Annotated in this window: 17 protein-coding genes and 1 pseudogene; 7 read left to right on the top strand and 11 right to left on the bottom strand. The window is 75.7% G+C overall.

The window, feature by feature from the left end; translation table 11 throughout:
* Positions 1-102: 102 nt before the first annotated feature.
* Entirely contained in the window at positions 103-1,065 is a 963-nt protein-coding gene (locus AB0G13_RS18360) for a DMT family transporter (RefSeq protein WP_357875607.1), read from the bottom strand.
* Positions 1,066-1,170: 105 nt separating this feature from the next.
* Here AB0G13_RS18360 and AB0G13_RS18355 point away from each other — a divergent pair, with 105 nt between their 5' ends.
* Positions 1,171-1,920 carry an HAD family hydrolase gene (locus AB0G13_RS18355; RefSeq protein WP_357875605.1) on the top strand — a complete coding sequence of 250 codons (750 nt, stop codon included), beginning with the start codon at positions 1,171-1,173 and terminating at the stop codon, positions 1,918-1,920.
* 141 nt (positions 1,921-2,061) lie between these two features.
* Here AB0G13_RS18355 and AB0G13_RS18350 read toward each other — a convergent pair whose 3' ends face one another.
* Entirely contained in the window at positions 2,062-2,571 is a 510-nt protein-coding gene (locus tag AB0G13_RS18350) for a hypothetical protein (protein ID WP_357875603.1), read from the bottom strand.
* 224 nt (positions 2,572-2,795) lie between these two features.
* On the bottom strand, positions 2,796-3,665 hold the full coding sequence (locus AB0G13_RS18345; RefSeq protein ID WP_357875601.1) for a PhzF family phenazine biosynthesis protein: 870 nt from the start codon (positions 3,663-3,665) through the stop codon (positions 2,796-2,798).
* Between the two features lie 33 nt (positions 3,666-3,698).
* Here AB0G13_RS18345 and AB0G13_RS18340 point away from each other — a divergent pair, with 33 nt between their 5' ends.
* The 3 genes and pseudogenes from AB0G13_RS18340 (at position 3,699) to AB0G13_RS18330 (ending at position 6,998) form a co-directional block, all read left to right on the top strand.
* Entirely contained in the window at positions 3,699-4,985 is a 1,287-nt protein-coding gene (locus tag AB0G13_RS18340; protein ID WP_357875599.1) for a CBS domain-containing protein, read from the top strand.
* Positions 4,978-5,559, top strand: a pseudogene (locus tag AB0G13_RS18335) (DUF1003 domain-containing protein); the annotation flags it as partial. The gene AB0G13_RS18340 and the pseudogene AB0G13_RS18335, both read left to right, overlap by 8 nt.
* A gap of 290 nt (positions 5,560-5,849) precedes the next feature.
* Entirely contained in the window at positions 5,850-6,998 is a 1,149-nt protein-coding gene (locus AB0G13_RS18330; RefSeq protein WP_357875597.1) for an Mrp/NBP35 family ATP-binding protein, read from the top strand.
* A 95-nt stretch (positions 6,999-7,093) separates the two neighbouring features.
* Here the strand turns inward: AB0G13_RS18330 and AB0G13_RS18325 are convergent, their stop codons facing one another.
* A complete protein-coding gene (locus AB0G13_RS18325) occupies positions 7,094-7,516 on the bottom strand; it encodes a preprotein translocase subunit TatB (RefSeq protein WP_357875595.1) in 423 nt (140 codons plus the stop codon).
* Between the two features lie 71 nt (positions 7,517-7,587).
* Positions 7,588-8,931 carry a trypsin-like peptidase domain-containing protein gene (locus AB0G13_RS18320; protein ID WP_357875593.1) on the bottom strand — a complete coding sequence of 448 codons (1,344 nt, stop codon included), beginning with the start codon at positions 8,929-8,931 and terminating at the stop codon, positions 7,588-7,590.
* A gap of 279 nt (positions 8,932-9,210) precedes the next feature.
* Between AB0G13_RS18320 and AB0G13_RS18315 the strand changes: the two genes are divergently transcribed.
* Positions 9,211-9,798 carry an O-methyltransferase gene (locus tag AB0G13_RS18315; protein ID WP_357875680.1) on the top strand — a complete coding sequence of 196 codons (588 nt, stop codon included), beginning with the start codon at positions 9,211-9,213 and terminating at the stop codon, positions 9,796-9,798.
* A gap of 49 nt (positions 9,799-9,847) precedes the next feature.
* On the opposite strand, the gene AB0G13_RS18310 is transcribed toward AB0G13_RS18315, so the two are convergent.
* Both AB0G13_RS18310 and AB0G13_RS18305 read right to left on the bottom strand, forming a co-directional pair.
* Complete coding sequence (locus tag AB0G13_RS18310) at positions 9,848-11,314, bottom strand: leucyl aminopeptidase family protein (RefSeq protein WP_357875591.1); 1,467 nt, start codon at positions 11,312-11,314, stop codon at positions 9,848-9,850.
* Between the two features lie 128 nt (positions 11,315-11,442).
* Positions 11,443-11,610 (bottom strand): DUF3117 domain-containing protein, encoded by a 168-nt coding sequence (locus AB0G13_RS18305; protein WP_007455245.1) that lies wholly within the window; start codon positions 11,608-11,610, stop codon positions 11,443-11,445.
* A gap of 190 nt (positions 11,611-11,800) precedes the next feature.
* Between AB0G13_RS18305 and AB0G13_RS18300 the strand changes: the two genes are divergently transcribed.
* The gene (locus tag AB0G13_RS18300; RefSeq protein ID WP_357875589.1) at positions 11,801-12,619 is read left to right on the top strand and encodes a PaaX family transcriptional regulator C-terminal domain-containing protein; all 819 of its coding nucleotides are present in this window, start codon (positions 11,801-11,803) and stop codon (positions 12,617-12,619) included.
* Between the two features lie 2 nt (positions 12,620-12,621).
* Entirely contained in the window at positions 12,622-13,413 is a 792-nt protein-coding gene (locus tag AB0G13_RS18295) for an enoyl-CoA hydratase-related protein (RefSeq protein WP_357875587.1), read from the top strand.
* Positions 13,414-13,588: 175 nt separating this feature from the next.
* Here the strand turns inward: AB0G13_RS18295 and AB0G13_RS18290 are convergent, their stop codons facing one another.
* The 4 genes from AB0G13_RS18290 to AB0G13_RS18275 form a co-directional block, all read right to left on the bottom strand.
* Positions 13,589-14,212: a hypothetical protein gene (locus tag AB0G13_RS18290; protein WP_357875585.1), complete on the bottom strand. Its 624-nt coding sequence runs from the start codon at positions 14,210-14,212 to the stop codon at positions 13,589-13,591.
* Positions 14,213-14,225: 13 nt separating this feature from the next.
* Complete coding sequence (locus tag AB0G13_RS18285) at positions 14,226-14,807, bottom strand: DNA-3-methyladenine glycosylase I (protein ID WP_357875583.1); 582 nt, start codon at positions 14,805-14,807, stop codon at positions 14,226-14,228.
* A gap of 186 nt (positions 14,808-14,993) precedes the next feature.
* Positions 14,994-15,491: an SRPBCC family protein gene (locus AB0G13_RS18280; protein ID WP_357875581.1), complete on the bottom strand. Its 498-nt coding sequence runs from the start codon at positions 15,489-15,491 to the stop codon at positions 14,994-14,996.
* A partial coding sequence (locus tag AB0G13_RS18275; protein ID WP_357875579.1) for a hypothetical protein occupies positions 15,488-15,748 on the bottom strand: 261 nt, incomplete at its 5' end. The genes AB0G13_RS18275 and AB0G13_RS18280, both read right to left, overlap by 4 nt.

Here is a 15,748-nt window from a genome sequence, read left to right as displayed (position 1 = left end):
GACCCGCTGCCGGCGCCCGTTGCCGCGAGGGACCGGGGTGGCGGGCTGCGCTGCCGGCGCCGCGGACGGGCCGGGGTGGCGCGACGCCCGCGAGTTGGCGGGTCAGCCGCGTGCGGGGCCGGCGTCGGCGGGAACGACGGTGGGGACCGGTCGGACGCGGCGGGCCGCGCGGGCGCCGCCGAGCACCACCACCGCGACGCCGGCCAGGAGCAGCGCCAGCCCGAGCAGGGCCGTGACCCCGGGCAGCTGCCCCAGCCAGGCCCAGCCGATCAGGGCCGCGCCCGGGGCCTCCAGCAGGGCCAGCACGCTGACCGTGGTCGCCGAGACCTTCTTCAGCGCGTAGTTGAACATCGAGTGCCCGAGCAGTTGGGCGCCGGCCACCAGGGCCAGCACGACGAGCCAGGTGCCGGTGTCGAAGCCGGTCAGCGGCACCCGGCCGACCAGGCAGACCACGAGCAGCACCAGCGCGCAGACCCCGTAGCAGATGGTGGTGTACGTGGTCGTGCTGATCGTCGTGCGGGCGCGCTCGCCGAGCGCGGTGTAGACGGCCGCGAACAGGCCGCCGGCCACCGCGAGCAGGTCGCCGGCGACGGCCCGGCCGGAGACGGCGAAGTCCGCCCCCGTCGCCACGCCCGCCCCCGCGACCGCCACCCCGATGCCGATCCAGACCACGCCCGGCAGCCGACGGCCCTGGGCGCGGGCGATCAGCCCCTGCCAGACCGGCTGGGTGGCGCACAGCGCGGTCGCCGCGGCGACCGAGGTGAGCTTGGTGCTGGGCATCCAGGTGGCGAAGTGCGCGGCGAGCGCGACCCCCGACAGCACGCAGTAGACGCCCTCGCGCCGACCGGCGCCGACCGTCAGCGACCGGAACTCGGCGCGTCGCCGGGTCGCCGAGAACGGGCCGAGCACGGCGACCGAGAGCAGGTTGCGCCAGAACGCGACGGCCAGCGCCGGCGCCGCCGCGAAGGCCACCAGCGGCGCGGACGACGAGACGGCGACGACGGCCAGGGCGACCGCCCCGGTGGTCACCGGGTCGAACGGCGGGCGGTGCGCTGCGGGGGACACGGGGAGCAATCCTCACACGTCGCGGGCCGCCACGGAACGTCAGCGCTCCGTTACGATCATGCAGTCCGCGCCGGCGATTCCCCTACCGCCCGGAGGCGCTCTCCCATGCCCACGTACCAGGCGGTTCTGTTCGACTTCTTCGGCACGCTGACCTGTTCCGTCCAGCGGGGAGCGGCCCACCGGTCGACCGCCGAGCTGCTCGGCTGCCCGCCGCACACGCTCGTCGACGTGCTCGACCGCACCTACTACGAGCGGGCCTGCGGGCGACTCGGCAACGCCGAGGCGACCCTGCGCTGGGTCTGCGAGCAGGCCGGCGTGCACCCCTCCGACGACGCGGTCCGCTCGGCGGTCGCCTCCCGCCACCGGGCCGTACGCGCCGACACCCGGCTGCGGGACGAGGCGGTCCCGACGCTGGCCGCGCTGCGCCGGCTCGGGCTGCGCACCGGGGTGATCAGCGACTGCACGCACGAGCTGCCGGCGTTCCTGCCGCAGCTGCCGGTCGCCCCGCTGCTCGACGTGCGGGTCTTCTCCGTGCAGGTGGGGCGCTGCAAGCCGGACCCGGCGCTCTACCAGGCGGCGTGCCGGCGGCTCGACCTGGCGCCGGCGGACTGCCTCTACGTCGGCGACGGCGGCAGCCAGGAGCTGACCGGGGCGGAGCGGGCCGGGATGACCGCCGTACGGCTGGCCGCACCCGACCTGGCCGGCCACATGGTGTTCAACGCCGACGCCGCCTGGAGCGGGCCAGTGCTGCGCTCGCTCGACGAGGTGGTCGGCCTCGTCGACCGGGTCCCTGGGCGGACGGACGCGCCCGTGCCGGCCGTCGTCGCCGTGCCGGCCGGTTGCGGCCTCTCCTGACGCCGGGTCCCCGGGGCCACCGGGAACCGACATCGGGCGTGACCGGCAGCGACCGCACCACCGGCGGGCGGCGTGGCGGGCGGCGGGCCCGGTGCGGGCGGGACGCCTCAGCGGCGGCGGGCCCCGTGCGGGCGGGACGCCTCAGCGGCGGCGGACCCGGTGCAGGCGGAACGGCTTGCGGGCCGCCCGGACCGCCGGCGTCTCGCGCGGCACCTCGGCCAGCGAGTCCGCGGGCAGACCGGCGCCGGCGACCGGCTCGCCGGCCGGGGCGAGCCGGTTCACCGCGCAGCCGTCGGCCGCCCAGCGCTCCACCAGCTCCGCCGTGGGCCCGGGCGCGTTCAGCCGCTTCGCGGCCACGAGCGGCGCGGTGGTCTCCCAGTGCTCGGTGCCCGGCACCAGGCGGCTCACCCGGGCCGGCCAGGTGACGATCCGCCCGCCGTGGTCGCCGCGCAGGGTGACCTGCGCCTCGGTCGCGTCGGCCAGGCCCGGGGCGGACTGCTCCCCGGGGCCGCTGACCACGAAGAGCGCCCCCTCCAGGGGCAGGCACCACAGCGCGAGCGCCGGCCCGCCGGCCACGCTCACCCAGGCCACGGCGGCCTTCTTCATCGCCTCGTCGACCAGCGGCGTGCTGGTCCGCTCCGCGTCGGTCACCCCGGCATCCTCCCGCATCCGCCCCCGTCCCGTCAGCGCCACCCGGGTCCGTCGGCGCGCCCGGGTCCGTCCGCGCCACCCGGGACCGTCAGCGCCACCCGGGGTCCGTCCGCGCGCCCGGGGTCCGTCCGCGCGCCCGGGGTCCGTCGGCGCGCCCAGGTCCGTCGGCGCCAGCCGGAGGTCCGTTCCGCGTGCCCCGGGGCGCGCGGAACGGACCCCGCAGGTCAGCCGACGAACGGGGGGACCATGATCTCGCCCCGGGCCACCGGCATGACCTGGCCGGCCACGGTGGCGCCCACCGCCTGGCCCTCCGCGGCGGTCACCGTGCAGGCCAGCACGGACGGACGGTTGATCTCGATGCCCTGGTGGACGGTGTACTCCGCGCGCCCGTCGGCGGGCAGCAGGCCGCTGGCGACCAGCCACACCCCGAGCCCCAGGGCGGCCGAGCCGGTGGCCGGGTCCTCCGGCACGCCGAGCCCGGGGACGAAGACCCGGGCGTGCGCGGTTTGGGCGGCGGCGTCCCAGGAGAAGACGCTGACGTGCTCCACTCCGTACCGCTGCGCCGCCGCCGCGTTGACCCGGGCGCGGGCCACCGCGTCCGGACGGACCGGGAGGTACGGGAACTCCAGCCCGCAGCCGGCCACCCGGGGCGCCGGGCCGACGTGGTCGTCGGCGGTGAGCCCGGCCATCTCCAGCAGCGGCTCCGGGTCCAGCTCGGGGCCGAGGGTGGGGACGCCGCCCGTCAGCGTCGCCCCGGTGGCGGTCACCTCGACGGGCAGCACGCCCGCCCCGCATTCCTGCATGACCTGCCCCACACCGAACATGCCGCGGCGGCTGGCGGTCACCGCCGCGCCGACGCTCGGGTGGCCGGCGAAGGGCAGCTCCTCGGCCGGAGTGAAGATGCGGGCCCGGTAGGTGGCGCCGACCTGGGTGGGCGGAAGGACGAACACCGTCTCGGAGAGGTTGAACTCCAGCGCGAGCGCCTGCATCTGCTCGGTGGCCAGTCCTTCGGCGCCGAACACCACCGCCAGCGGGTTGCCGGCGAACGGGCGGTCGGTGAAGACGTCCACGATCTCGTAGGCCAAGGTCGACATGTTGATAGACACTAGGCGCTTAGGCTGGTGCCCGTGAGCACGCCGACCCGGGTCTACCTCGCCCGGCTCGCCGGAGTCGCCGTCTTCGATCCCAACGGCGACCAGGTGGGCCGGGTCCGCGACGCGGTGGCCAGGCTGCGGCCGACGCAACGCCCGCCCGAGGTGGTCGGGCTGGTCGCCGAGATGCCGATGCGGCGGCGGATCTTCCTCTCGCTGAACCGGATCACCTCCATCGACGCCGACGCGGTCGTGCTCGGCAGCGGCACGCTCAACCTGCGACGCTTCGAGAAGCGCCCGAACGAGCTGCTCGTGCTCCAGGAGCTGCTGGACCGCCGGGTGCAGATCGACCCCGGCGGGCAGGCGGGCTCCGTGGTCGACGTGGCGATGGAGTGCAGCCGGGGCGGCGAGTGGTCGCTGGCCCGGGTCGCCGTACGCGAGCAGACCGGCCGGCTGACCCGCCGGGGCCACCTGCACCAGGTCGAGTGGGAGCGGGTACGCGGGCTCAGCGGCATCGCCGACAGCCGGGGCACGGCCAACCTGCTCTCGGTGCTGGAGGACATGCGCCCCGCCGACCTCGCCAACGCCCTCCAGGACCTCCCCGACGCCCGGCGCAACGAGGTCGCCGCCGCGCTGGACGACGAGCGCCTGGCGGACGTGCTGAGCGAGCTGCCGGAGCACGACCAGGTGGAGATCCTGGCCGCGCTGGACCGGGAGCGGGCCGCCGACGTGCTGGAGGAGATGGACCCGGACGACGCCGCCGACCTGCTCAGTGAGCTGCCGCCGCCCGAGCAGGACGTGCTGCTCGACCTGATGCAGCCGGACGAGGCCGACCCGGTGCGTCAGCTGCTCAAGTACACGCCGGGGACGGCGGGCAGCGTGATGACCTCCGAGCCGGTCATCCTGCCGCCGGACGCCACCGTCGCCGAGGCCCTGGCCCGGATCCGGGAGCCGCAGCTCTCCCCCGCGATCGCCGCGCAGGTCTTCGTGTCCCGGGCCCCGATGACCACGCCGACCGGCCGCTACCTCGGCATGGTGCACTTCCAGCGGCTACTCCGCGAGCCGCCGGCCGACCTGCTCGGTGGCATCGTGGTCAACGACATCGACCCGCTGCGGCCGACCACGCCGCTGCCGGAGATCACCCGCCGGATGGCCACGTACGACCTGGTCGCCATGCCCGTGATCGACCGCAACAACCGGCTGGTCGGCGCGGTCACGGTCGACGACGTGCTGGACCACCTCCTGCCCCGGGACTGGCGGGACCGGGACGCCGCCGGGCACCCGAGGACCGCCGAGCCGACGCTGGACGGCGCGGATGGCTGAGCGGCGACGGGCGCAGCGGCTCGACCAGCCGCGCGAGCCCCGGGGCGTCAAGCTGCCCCGGTTCGACCCGGAGGCCTTCGGCCGGTGGTCCGAGGGGATCGCCCGGGGGATGGGCACCGCGAACTTCATCGTCTACATGACGATCGTGATCGCGCTGTGGTTCGGCTGGAACACGCTGGCCCCGGCGCACCTGCGCTTCGACCCGTACACCTTCACGTTCCTGACCCTGGTGCTGTCGCTGCAGGCCAGCTACGCGGCCCCGCTGATCCTGCTGGCGCAGAACCGGCAGGCCGACCGGGACCGGGTCTCCCTGGAGGAGGACCGCCGGCGGGCGACCATGCAGAAGGCCGACACGGAGTACCTGGCCCGGGAGATCGCCGCGCTGCGCAACGCGATGGGCGAGGTGGCGACCCGGGACTTCCTCCGCTCGGAGCTGGCCAGGCTGGCCGAGGAGCTGGACGAGGCGGGCCGGCGCCGGCAGCGGCTGGAGCGCCGGCAGCAGGAGAAGATCCCGCAGCACGGCGACGGGTTGGAGGAGCCGCGCGACGACCTGGACGGCGACTGGGCCCGCGACGCCCGGCCGGAGGGCCGGGAGCCGGAGGGCCGGGAGCCCCAGGGCCGCGAGCCCGAGGGCCGGGAGGCCGAGGGCCGGGAGGCCGAGGGCCGGGAGGCCGAGGGCCGGGAGGCCGAGGGCCGGGAGGCCGAGGGCCGGGAGGCCGAGGGCTGAGCGGCCGGGCGAGGGGCACCCGCCCCGATCGTCCCGCTTCGCGCGGTATGCCGGCCACCCCAGCCGCCGCCATCGATTCGCTCACACCGCCCCCCGCTGACGCGGTGGGGCATCGGCGCCGACGTAGCATTGCGGGCATGTCAGCACCCGTCAGCACCGTCTCCGACGCGATCCAGGCCGCGCTGGCCACCGTCAACGACCCGGAGATCCGCCGGCCCATCACCGAGCTGGGCATGGTCCGCTCCGCCGAGGTCGGCGACGACGGCGTCGTACGGGTCGAGCTGCTGCTCACCGTCGCCGGCTGCCCGCTGAAGGACAAGCTGCGCTCGGACATCACGGCCGCGGTCGGCGCGGTGCCCGGGGTGACCGGCGTGACGATCGAGTTCGGCGTGATGAGCCCCGAGCAGCGCCAGGAGCTCCAGTCGAAGCTGCGCGGTGGCGGCGCCTCCCAGGAGCCGGTCATCCCCTTCGCCCAGCCGGGCTCCCGCACCCGTGTGTACGCGGTCGCCAGCGGCAAGGGCGGCGTCGGCAAGTCCAGCGTGACGGTCAACCTGGCCGCCGCGCTGGCCGCCCGTGGGCTCTCCGTCGGCGTGGTCGACGCGGACATCTACGGCCACTCGGTGCCCCGGATGCTCGGCGCGGACGGGCGTCCGACCCGCGTCGAGGACATGATCATGCCGCCGCAGTCGCACGGCGTGAAGGTCATCTCGATCGGCATGTTCACCGCCGGCAACGCCGCCGTGGTGTGGCGCGGCCCGATGCTGCACCGGGCGTTGCAGCAGTTCCTCGCCGACGTCTACTGGGGTGAGCTGGACGTGCTCCTGCTCGACCTGCCCCCGGGCACCGGCGACGTGGCCATCTCCCTGGCCCAGCTGCTGCCCAACTCCGAGATCCTGATCGTGACGACCCCGCAGACCGCCGCCGCCGAGGTGGCGGAGCGGGCCGGCGCGATCGCGTTGCAGACCCACCAGCGCGTGGTCGGCGTCATCGAGAACATGTCCTGGCTGGAGCTGCCGGACGGCTCCCGGATGGAGGTCTTCGGCGCGGGTGGCGGCCAGGCAGTGGCCGAGTCGCTGACGAAGACCATCGGCGCGCAGGTGCCGCTGCTCGGGCAGGTCCCGCTCGACACCCGGGTCCGCGAGGCCGGCGACGAGGGCACCCCGATCGTGCTGGCCGCGCCGGAGTCGCCGGCCGCGAAGGCGCTGGGCCAGGTCGCCGACCGGCTCGCCGTGCGGCGGGAGTCACTGCTCGGCAAGCCGCTGGGCCTCAAGCCCGCCGGCCGCTGACCGTATGCCGGCCACGGCCGGCGCTGTCGCCACCCGCACGGGGGCGGCGTTCCCCTGGGGAGCGCCGCCCCCGTCGCCGTCCTGCGGCGGCGGGGTCAGGTCGCGTCGTCGTAGCTGACGCGGGGGGCGGGGGCCGGGGCACCACCGGTGGCGGCGGCCGGGCGGCTGCCGCTCGCGCGCAGGTCGGCGGCGGAGGCGACGTCCTTCAGCTCGTTGTGCACACCGGTCACGTCCGCCCGCAGGTTGTCGTAGACGCCCTGGAGGGGCTTACGGATCGCCTGCTCGTCCTCCTCGCTGAGGAGGTGCTTGCGGATGAACGCCTTCGGGTGCAGATCCTCCAGCTGGATGTCGGTGCCCAGCTCGCGACTGAGGTCGGTGGTGGCGTTGCTGGCCATGGTGCGCAGGTTGCGCACCATGCGCAGGCCGTCGCTGATCACCGTGGGCAGCCGGTCACCGAAGATCAGCAGCGCCAGGAGCAGTAGCGCACCGATCTCCCACCAGTTCAGGTTCTCGAACACTGCGCGGGCCTCCTTCGGTCAGCAGCAAGACTACGCACGTCGGGTGCCAACCGGGGAGGGGTGACCGGCCCCTACTTGGCGTCCGCGGCCAGGGTCACGGAGGCGTTCTGCCGGTTGGCGCCCCGGCGGTACTCCACGGTCACCACCGCGCCGGGCGCGAACTTCCGCACCAGGGCGATCAGGTCGGTCGGTTCGGTCATCGGCCGCCCGTCGAGCTTCAGGATCACGTCACCGGCCTTCAGCCCCGCGCCGGCCGCCGGCCCGGACGGCTCCACCGCCGCCAGGCGTACGCCGGCCCCGCCGGTGCCCGCGCCGGCCCCGCCGACCTGGGCGCCGATCACCGTGCGCCGGGCCTTGCCGGTGCCGATGATGTCCTGGGTGATCCGCTTGGCCTGGTTGATCGGGATGGCGAAGGCCAGGCCGATGTTGCCCGCCTCCTGCCCGTCGGAGACCAGCGACTTGATGGTCGAGTTGACCCCGATCACCCGGCCCGCGCCGTCGACCAGCGGGCCGCCCGAGTTGCCGTGGTTGACCGCCGCGTCGGTCTGGATCGCCGCGTAGTAGCGCGTGGGGCCGCCGGGCTCGCCGGCCCGCATCGTCCGGTCCAGGGCGCTGACGATGCCCGCCGTGACCGTGTTGGCCAGGGAGAGCGGCGAGCCCATGGCGAGCACCGGGTCGCCCACGGCCAGCGCGTCGGAGTCGCCGAACTCGACCGGCCGCAGGCCCGTGCGGGAGACCTTGATCACCGCGATGTCGGACTCCGGGTCCTGCCCGACGACGGTCGCCGGGGCCGAGCTGCCGTCGTTGAAGACCACCGACGCCTTGCCGGTCGCCCCCGCCACCACGTGGTCGTTGGTGATCACGTGCCCGTCGGCGCTGGCGATGAAGCCGGAACCCTCGCTCGTGCCGCCGAGGCCCGCCACCCGGACGGTCACCACGCTGGGCAGCACCCGCTCGGCGACCCCGGCCAGCGACTCGGGCCTGCGCTGGGCCAGGCCGGGCGCCTGCGGGTCCGCGCCGAGCACCGTGCCGGCCGCAGCACCTCCACGCACCGCGAAGGCGTACCCGAGCGCCCCGCCCAGGCTGCCCGCGAGCAGTGCGGTGATCAACGGGATGAGCAACAGCTGCCGCAGCGTCGGCCGGCCGGGCGCGTCCGGGTCGCTGACCGGCTCCGGCTCGGTGCCGGGGCTCGGCGCGGCCGGCAGCACCACGGCGGCCGGCGCGGCCGGGTCGCGCCACGGGTCGGCCAGCGCGTCGGACCACCAGGGCGAAGTCGTGCCACCCCCGGCGCCCTGAGGCGTCGGCGGCGAGGCCACCGGCGGGAACCCGGGCACCGGCGGTCGCGCCGGCGCCGGAGTTCCCCCGGGCTGGCGCCAGTCCCAGCCGTCGGTCACGTCGGTGCCCTCCCAGTCCATCCCCGGCTCCCGCGCTCCACGGACCCGGCGACAGCGTCGCCCGGTCGCGCTCGCCGGAACACCGCTTCCAGGATTACACGGATGCCGCGGATGGAGTCACCGGTTGCCGACCGTGATCGTCGGGTGGCGGACGCGCGGCTGCGCCCGTTCGGCGTCGCCTCTAGGCTCACAGTGCCCACCCGCTCCCGCACCACACGAGCCGCCCGGAGGTGTCCCATCGCCACGGTCGCCGGTTCCGGCACGTCGACGGCCCAGGCCCTGCACTTCGCCGAGTCGTACGTGACCGAGGATCTCGTCCTGCGCACCGCCCGCAGCCTGGCCCACGAGGTCGGCCTCGAGGCGGTGACCCCCGGCGCCGGCGCGGCGCTGCGGCTGCTCGCCGCCGCCGGCAGCGCCCGGGCGGTGGTGGAGATCGGCACCGGCACGGGAGTCAGCGGGGTCTGGCTGCTGCGCGGGATGCGCGCCGACGGCGTGCTCACCACCATCGACGTCGAGGTCGAGCACCAGCGGATCGCCCGGCGGATCTTCACCGAGGCCGGCTTCGCCGCCGGTCGGACCCGGATCATCACCGGCCGGGCGCTGGACGTGCTCCCCCGGCTCGCCGACGGCGCGTACGACCTGGTCTTCGTGGACGCGGAGGCGACCGGGTTCGCCGCCTGCGTGGACGCCGCGCTGCGGCTGCTGCGGCAGGGCGGCGTGCTCGCGCTCAACGGCACGCTGGCCGGCGGCCGGGTCGGCGACCCCGCCGCCCGGGACGTCGAGACGGTGACCGTCCGCGAGGCGATCAAGGCGATCCGGGAGTCGGAGCACTGGATCCCGGCGCTGCTGCCGGTCGGCCACGGGCTGCTCGCCGCCGTCAAGTGCTGACCCGCCGCCGCTGACCGGGGGCCCGCCGGGGGCGGGCGCCGCCGGGCGGTCAACCCAGCGAGCCCAGCCAGCGCAGCAGCGAGCGTACGCCCCAGCCGGTCGCGCCTCGGGTCAGCTCGGCGTCGTCGCCGTCGGCCCACGACGGCGCGGACATGTCCACGTGCAGCCACCGGTCGCGCAGCTCGCCGGTGAACTCCCGCAGGTAGAGCGCGGCCATCACGGACCCGGCGCCCCGGTCCGGCGAGCTGTGCAGGTCGGCCAGCTCGCTGCCGAGGTGCTCGGCGTAGTCGCTGGGCAGCGGCATCCGCCAGGCGGCCTCGCCGGCGGCGGCGATCGCGGCCAGCACGTCCGCGGCGAGGGTGTCGTTGTCGCTGTAGAGGGCGCCGGTGCGCTTGCCCAGCGCGACCGCGTTCGCCCCGGTGAGGGTGGCGAGGTCGACCAGCAGGTCGGGCTCCAGCTCGGCGACGGCGTACGCGAGCGCGTCGGCCAGGACGAGCCGCCCCTCGGCGTCGGAGTTGGTGGTCTCGCTGGTCATGCCGCCGTAGTGGCGGATGATGTCGCCGGGGCGGAACGCCGAGCCGCTGAGCATGTTCTCCGCCAGCGGCGCGAGCGTGGTGACCCGGACCGGCAGGCGCAGGGCCGCCGCGCCGAGGGTCGCCGCGACCACCGCCGCCGCCCCGGCCATGTCCTTGCGCATCAGCTTCATCGACGCCACCGGCTTGATCGAGATGCCGCCGGTGTCGAACGTGATCCCCTTGCCGACCAGCACCACGTGGGTACGCGCGTCGGCCGGCCGCCAGTCCAGCTCGACCAGGCGCGGGCCGCTGGCCGAGCCGCCCCCGACGGCGAGGATCCCGCCGAAGCCCTCGGCCGCCAGCTCGGCCGGCCCGCGTACCCGCAGGTGCAGGTCCGGCACGTCGACGGCGTGGGCGGCGACCTGGTCGGCGAACCACTGCGGGTTCTTGACCGACGAGGGGGTGTTGGTGAGGTCGCGGGCGAACCGGGTCATCCGGGCCGTCGTCCGGGCCACCTCCACGGCCGCGGTGTGCGCGTCCGGGTCGGCCACCACGACGTCGACCTCCGCCAGGGCGGGAGCGGCGTCGGCGTCGGTCAGCCGGAACCGGTACGAGGCCAGCAGCAGCCCCTCGACCAGCCCGCGTACGGCCGCCGGGGTGGCCTCCGCCGGCATGGCCAAAGTGACGCGTGTCTCATCCTTCGCGGCGCGGGCCAGGGCCGCGCCGGCCTTCCGCCAGGCCGCCTCGTCGCTTTCGCCGATGCCGAGCAGCAGCAGCCGGCCGGGGTCCCGCCCGGGCCGCAGCTGTGCCTGGACCTCGCCGGGGCGCCCGGTCAGCCGTGCCGCCGGCACCAGGGCGGCGGCCTCCTCGACCACGTCGTCGGGCAGCGCCGCGCCGGTCGGGGCCGGTCGGGCCGGGTCGTCGTCGCCCGGACCGGGCCGGACGGGCAGAACGAGGATGTCGAGCCGGTCCGGCTCGGCGAGCAGACGGATGGCGAGCACGCGGAGCCGTACCTCCAGGAAGCTCGCGGAGCGTGGCTCCGCGGGGAATGAAGACCCTGAGCCACCGGCGGGGCCGGTGGCTCAGGGTTTGACGAAAGGCCCGCGCGGGCGCGCGGGCCGTTCCTCGGTCAGCCGGCGGCTGCCTTCAGTGCGTCACCGAGCGCGTTGGCCTCGTCGGGAGTCATCTCGACGACGAGCCGGCCACCGCCCTCCAGCGGGACGCGCATGACGATGCCCCGGCCCTCCTTGGTGACTTCCAGCGGACCGTCGCCCGTCCGCGGCTTCATCGCCGCCATGTTGTCTCCCCTCAGACCTACACCAGGGTCGGTGGGTTGCCCCACAGCCACTTCGTCTTGACCACCCGCAACCTACGCGGGGGTGTCGACCAACGATTTTCCCTGATGAACACCGCCGGACCCAAACCGAAGCAGCATTGATGTAACAGCATCTAGCTTATCCTGAGAATGCCTGTCACAATGTGCGGTCATGCAGGCACGGTCGGCACTCTTCGACCTGTACGGCGACCACCTCCGGGCGAGGGGCGGCCGGGCACCCGTCGCCGCCCTGGTCAGGCTGCTGGCGCCGCTCGGGATCGCCCCGCCCGCCGTGCGCACGGCGGTCTCCCGGATGGTCCGCCAGGGGTGGCTCGACCCGTGCCGGCTGACCTCCGGGCCGGGTTATTCGATCACACCGAAAGCCGCCCGCCGGCTGGACGAGGCGGCGGCGCGGATCTACCGGACCGGCCGGATCACCTGGGACGGGCGGTTCGACCTGCTGGTGCTGGAGGCCCCCCTGTCCCGGCGGGACCGGCAGCGGCTCGCCGCCAACCTGACCTTCCTCGGCTACGGCGCCCTGGACGAGTGCACCTGGGTGGCGACCCGACCGGGCGAGGACGTGGACGTGCTGCTCGACGAGGCGGGCGTGCGCTACGAGCGGTTCACCGCCGCGCACACCGCCGGCACCCCCGGCGCGATGGGCGTGGTGCGCCGGGCCTGGGACCTGGCGGAGATCGGCCAGGCGTACGAGCAGTTCGTCGCCGAGCAGCGACCGCTGCTGGCCGGCGTCACCGTGCGCAGCCTCGACGAGGAGGCGTACGCCGCCCGGTTCCGGCTCGTGCACGCGTGGCGTACCTTCCTGTTCCGGGACCCGCAGCTGCCCCCCGCGCTGCTCCCCGAGCGCTGGCCCGGCACCGCCGCGGCCAGTTTCTTCGACCGGCACGCGGCCCGGCTGCGGCCGGCCGCCGACCGGTACGTCGAGCAGTGCCTCGACGCCGGCAACCGCATCGCCCGACAGAAGGGTCGTTAGAAGTGACCGAGCCGCTGCTCGTCGACCGCACCGACGCCGTCGTCACCCTGACGCTGAACCGCCCCACGGCGATGAACGCGCTCGACGTGGCGCTCAAGGAGGCGCTGCGGGAGACGCTGGCCGAGTTGGAGACCGACCGGTCCTGCCGCGCGGTGGTGCTCGCGGGCGCGGGTCGGTCGTTCAGCGCCGGCCAGGACCTGCGCGAGCACGTGCAGGCCCTGGAGTCCACCGACGGCAACCCGCTGGACACCGTCCGGGCGCACTACAACCCGATCGCCGCCCGGCTGGCGAACCTGCCGAAGCCGGTGGTCGCGGCCGTGCGGGGGATGGCCGCCGGGGCGGGTGCCTCGCTGGCCTTCCTGGCCGACATCCGCATCGGCGGGCCGTCGACCAGCTTCCTGATGGCGTTCGCCAAGGTCGGGCTCGCCGCCGACACCGGCGCCTCCTGGACGCTGCCCCGGCTCGTCGGGCACGCCAAGGCCGTCGAGCTGCTGATGCTGGCCGAGCCGGTGCGCGCGGCGGACGCCTGCCAGCTCGGGCTGCTGAACCGCCTGGTGGAGGACGACGAGCAGGTGCTGCCGACCGCGCAGGAGCTGGCCGCCCGGCTGGCGGCCGGCCCGACCGTCGCGTACGGGGCGATCAAGCGGCAGCTCTCCATCGCCGACGCGGGCACGCTGGCCGACGCCCTGGCCGCCGAGGCGCAGGCGCAGTCGATCTGCGGGGGCACCGCCGACCACCGCGCCGGCACCCTGGCCTTCGTCAACAAGCAGAAGCCGGTCTTCGAGGGCCGCTGACGCCTCCCCGGCCGGCCCGCCCCGACATTCCGCGGGCGGTGGGCGGCGCCGGCGGCGGGACGCCGGCCGGACCGGGCTGTGGGCCGCACCTGCGGCGGGACGCCGGCCGGGACCGTGCGCGGATCACCGGCAGCGGCGGCCCGAGCGTCGTCGCGGCGACGTCACCCGGGGTCGGTCAGTCGTCCTCCTCCGGATCCTGGTTCGCCTCCGCCCCGAGCACGAACGCCTGCATGGCCAGCTCGTCGCCGGCGGGCGAGACGAAGGCGGGCAGTTCGCGGGGACCCAGCTCCTGCACGTAGGCCCAGAACAGGCGGACCGCATCGGCGGGCGACGCGGCCTCGATCGGCAGGTCCAGGCTGACCAACCAGGAGCGCCGCTGCGGCGGCGGGCCGAGCCGGTCGACCAGCTCCCGGAAGGCCGTCGGGTCCAGTGCGGTCAGCGGCCCGTCGAGCGCCAGCGCGTCGGCCGGCACCGGCTCGTCGAAGGCCCGCCGGGTGTACGCCACCACCAGCGGCGCCTCGGCCCGCTCGGACTGCGGGTCGTCCGGATCCTCCCGCTCCTGGCCGCTGGCCGCGGCGACCCGGCCCAGCGCCACCAGCCGGGGCGGCGCGCCGGCCAGCACGGCCACCCGGTCGCCGGGGTGGGGCCGGGCGGCGTCGGCCAGACCGGTCAGCTCGAGCGTGTCGTGGTGGACGAGCCGCTCGGCCTCGTAGCGCCCGGTCGGAAGCAGCACCGCCCAGGCGCCCGTGCCGTCGGCGGGGCGCGCCGCGTCCACTCGGTGCGCGGTGTCGGTCGTCATAACCTCCATCCCATCACGCCGCGTGCGCCGCCACGACGTGGCAGCCCGCAAGGTGGTCGTCGACCATCCCGGTGGCCTGCATCAGCGCGTAGGCCGTGGTCGGGCCGACGAAGCGGAAGCCCCGCTTCTTGAGCGCCTTGGCCATCGCGGTGGACTCGGCGGTCAGCGCCGGCACCTCCGCGAACGACGTGGGCCGGGCCGGCCGGGGCGGCGGGGCGAAGGACCAGAGCAGCGCGGAGAGCCCCTCCGGGAGCTCCAGCGCCGCCCGGGCGTTGGCGATGGCCGCCTCGATCTTGGCGCGGTTGCGGACGATGCCGGCGTCGGCGAGCAGCCGGATGACGTCGGCGTCGCCGTAGCCGGCCACGGCGTCGATCCGGAACTCGTCGAAGGCCAGCCGGAACGCGGGCCGCTTGCGGAGGATGGTCAGCCAGGACAGCCCCGACTGGAACGCCTCCAGCGTGAGCCGCTCGTAGAGCGCGTCGTCGCCGCGCAGGGGCCGGCCCCACTCGGTGTCGTGGTAGGCGGCGTAGTCGGGGGTGCTGTGCCCCCAGCCGCATCGTGGCAGCCCGTCGGCGCCGATCACCAGGTCAGTCACGCGTCCACGCTAGGGCACCGCCCCGACAGGCCCGTGGCCTCCCGTCCCGCCTCGCGCCTGGGCGGCCGGGCCTGGTCCGACCGGAGTCGACGACGTCGGGGCGTCCCGGCCGCGCCGACCCCCCGATGTCAGGAACGTCGAGTCGACCAGGCGAACCCGGTCAGGGTCGATCAGGCGAAACCCGGGTCAGGGCAGCCGACCCTGCTCCACCAGCCGGCCGAACCTCTTCAGCGCCTGGGTCAGGCTGAACTTCGACCCGGGCCAGAGCACCGGCCAGGCCACCCGACCGGCCGGGCCCACCGGCAGGTGGAACCACTCGTGCCAGACCACCTGGGTACGGTTCCGCTCCAGCGGCGTGCAGCGGAGCACGCCGGGGCCGCGCAGCAGCTTCCCGCAGTGCACGACGCCCACCTCGTAGGGCGCGTCCACCCGGACCACCCGCATCTCGTCGCGCAGCACGGCGGGGCCGAGCGCCGTGACCGCCTCGACCAGGCTGCCCTCGCCGCCGTCGCCCTCGACCACCCGGACGGTGGTGAAGGGGATCCAGTCCGACTGCCGCTCCCAGGCGGTCAGCGCCGCGAAGACCCGCTCGGCCGGCGCGTCGACGATCACCGTGGCGGTTACCTCGCCCGCGCCGGGCTGCGCCACGTCGCGCAGGTCGTCGCCGGGTTCCGGCCCGGTCACTTCGACTCCGACCCGACCACCGGGCCGGGACTGGTCGCGTCGCCCGCCGGCCGCGTCGTGCCGTCGTCGCCCGCCGACGTCCGGTCCACGCCGGCGGCGCCCGCGCCGGTCCGACCCACGCCGGCGTCGCTCCCGTCGGTCCGGTCCGAGGCGGCGTAGCCCCCGTTCGTCCCGACCACCGCGGCCGCGACCACGTCGTAGGGCCCGGCCCCGGCCCGGTACAGCCCCGCCCCCGGGACGGCCCCCCCCGGCAGGAG

Origin of the sequence: Micromonospora sp. NPDC023633, from assembly GCF_040640035.1 — a bacterium.
GTDB lineage: Bacteria > Actinomycetota > Actinomycetes > Mycobacteriales > Micromonosporaceae > Micromonospora.
Note: the sequence above shows the minus strand (reverse complement) of the source record. Positions and strands in the feature narration are given on the sequence as shown.

Excerpts from the sequence above, each read along its gene's own strand:
- AB0G13_RS18320 (WP_357875593.1), bottom strand. The coding sequence starts at position 8,931 with ATGGACTGGGAGGGCACCGACGTGACCGACGGCTGGGACTGGCGCCAG.
- AB0G13_RS18300 (WP_357875589.1), top strand. The coding sequence starts at position 11,801 with ATGCAGGCACGGTCGGCACTCTTCGACCTGTACGGCGACCACCTCCGG.
- AB0G13_RS18330 (WP_357875597.1), top strand. The coding sequence starts at position 5,850 with ATGTCAGCACCCGTCAGCACCGTCTCCGACGCGATCCAGGCCGCGCTG.
- AB0G13_RS18290 (WP_357875585.1), bottom strand. The coding sequence starts at position 14,212 with ATGACGACCGACACCGCGCACCGAGTGGACGCGGCGCGCCCCGCCGAC.
- AB0G13_RS18345 (WP_357875601.1), bottom strand. The coding sequence starts at position 3,665 with ATGTCGACCTTGGCCTACGAGATCGTGGACGTCTTCACCGACCGCCCG.
- AB0G13_RS18305 (WP_007455245.1), bottom strand. The coding sequence starts at position 11,610 with ATGGCGGCGATGAAGCCGCGGACGGGCGACGGTCCGCTGGAAGTCACC.
- AB0G13_RS18355 (WP_357875605.1), top strand. The coding sequence starts at position 1,171 with ATGCCCACGTACCAGGCGGTTCTGTTCGACTTCTTCGGCACGCTGACC.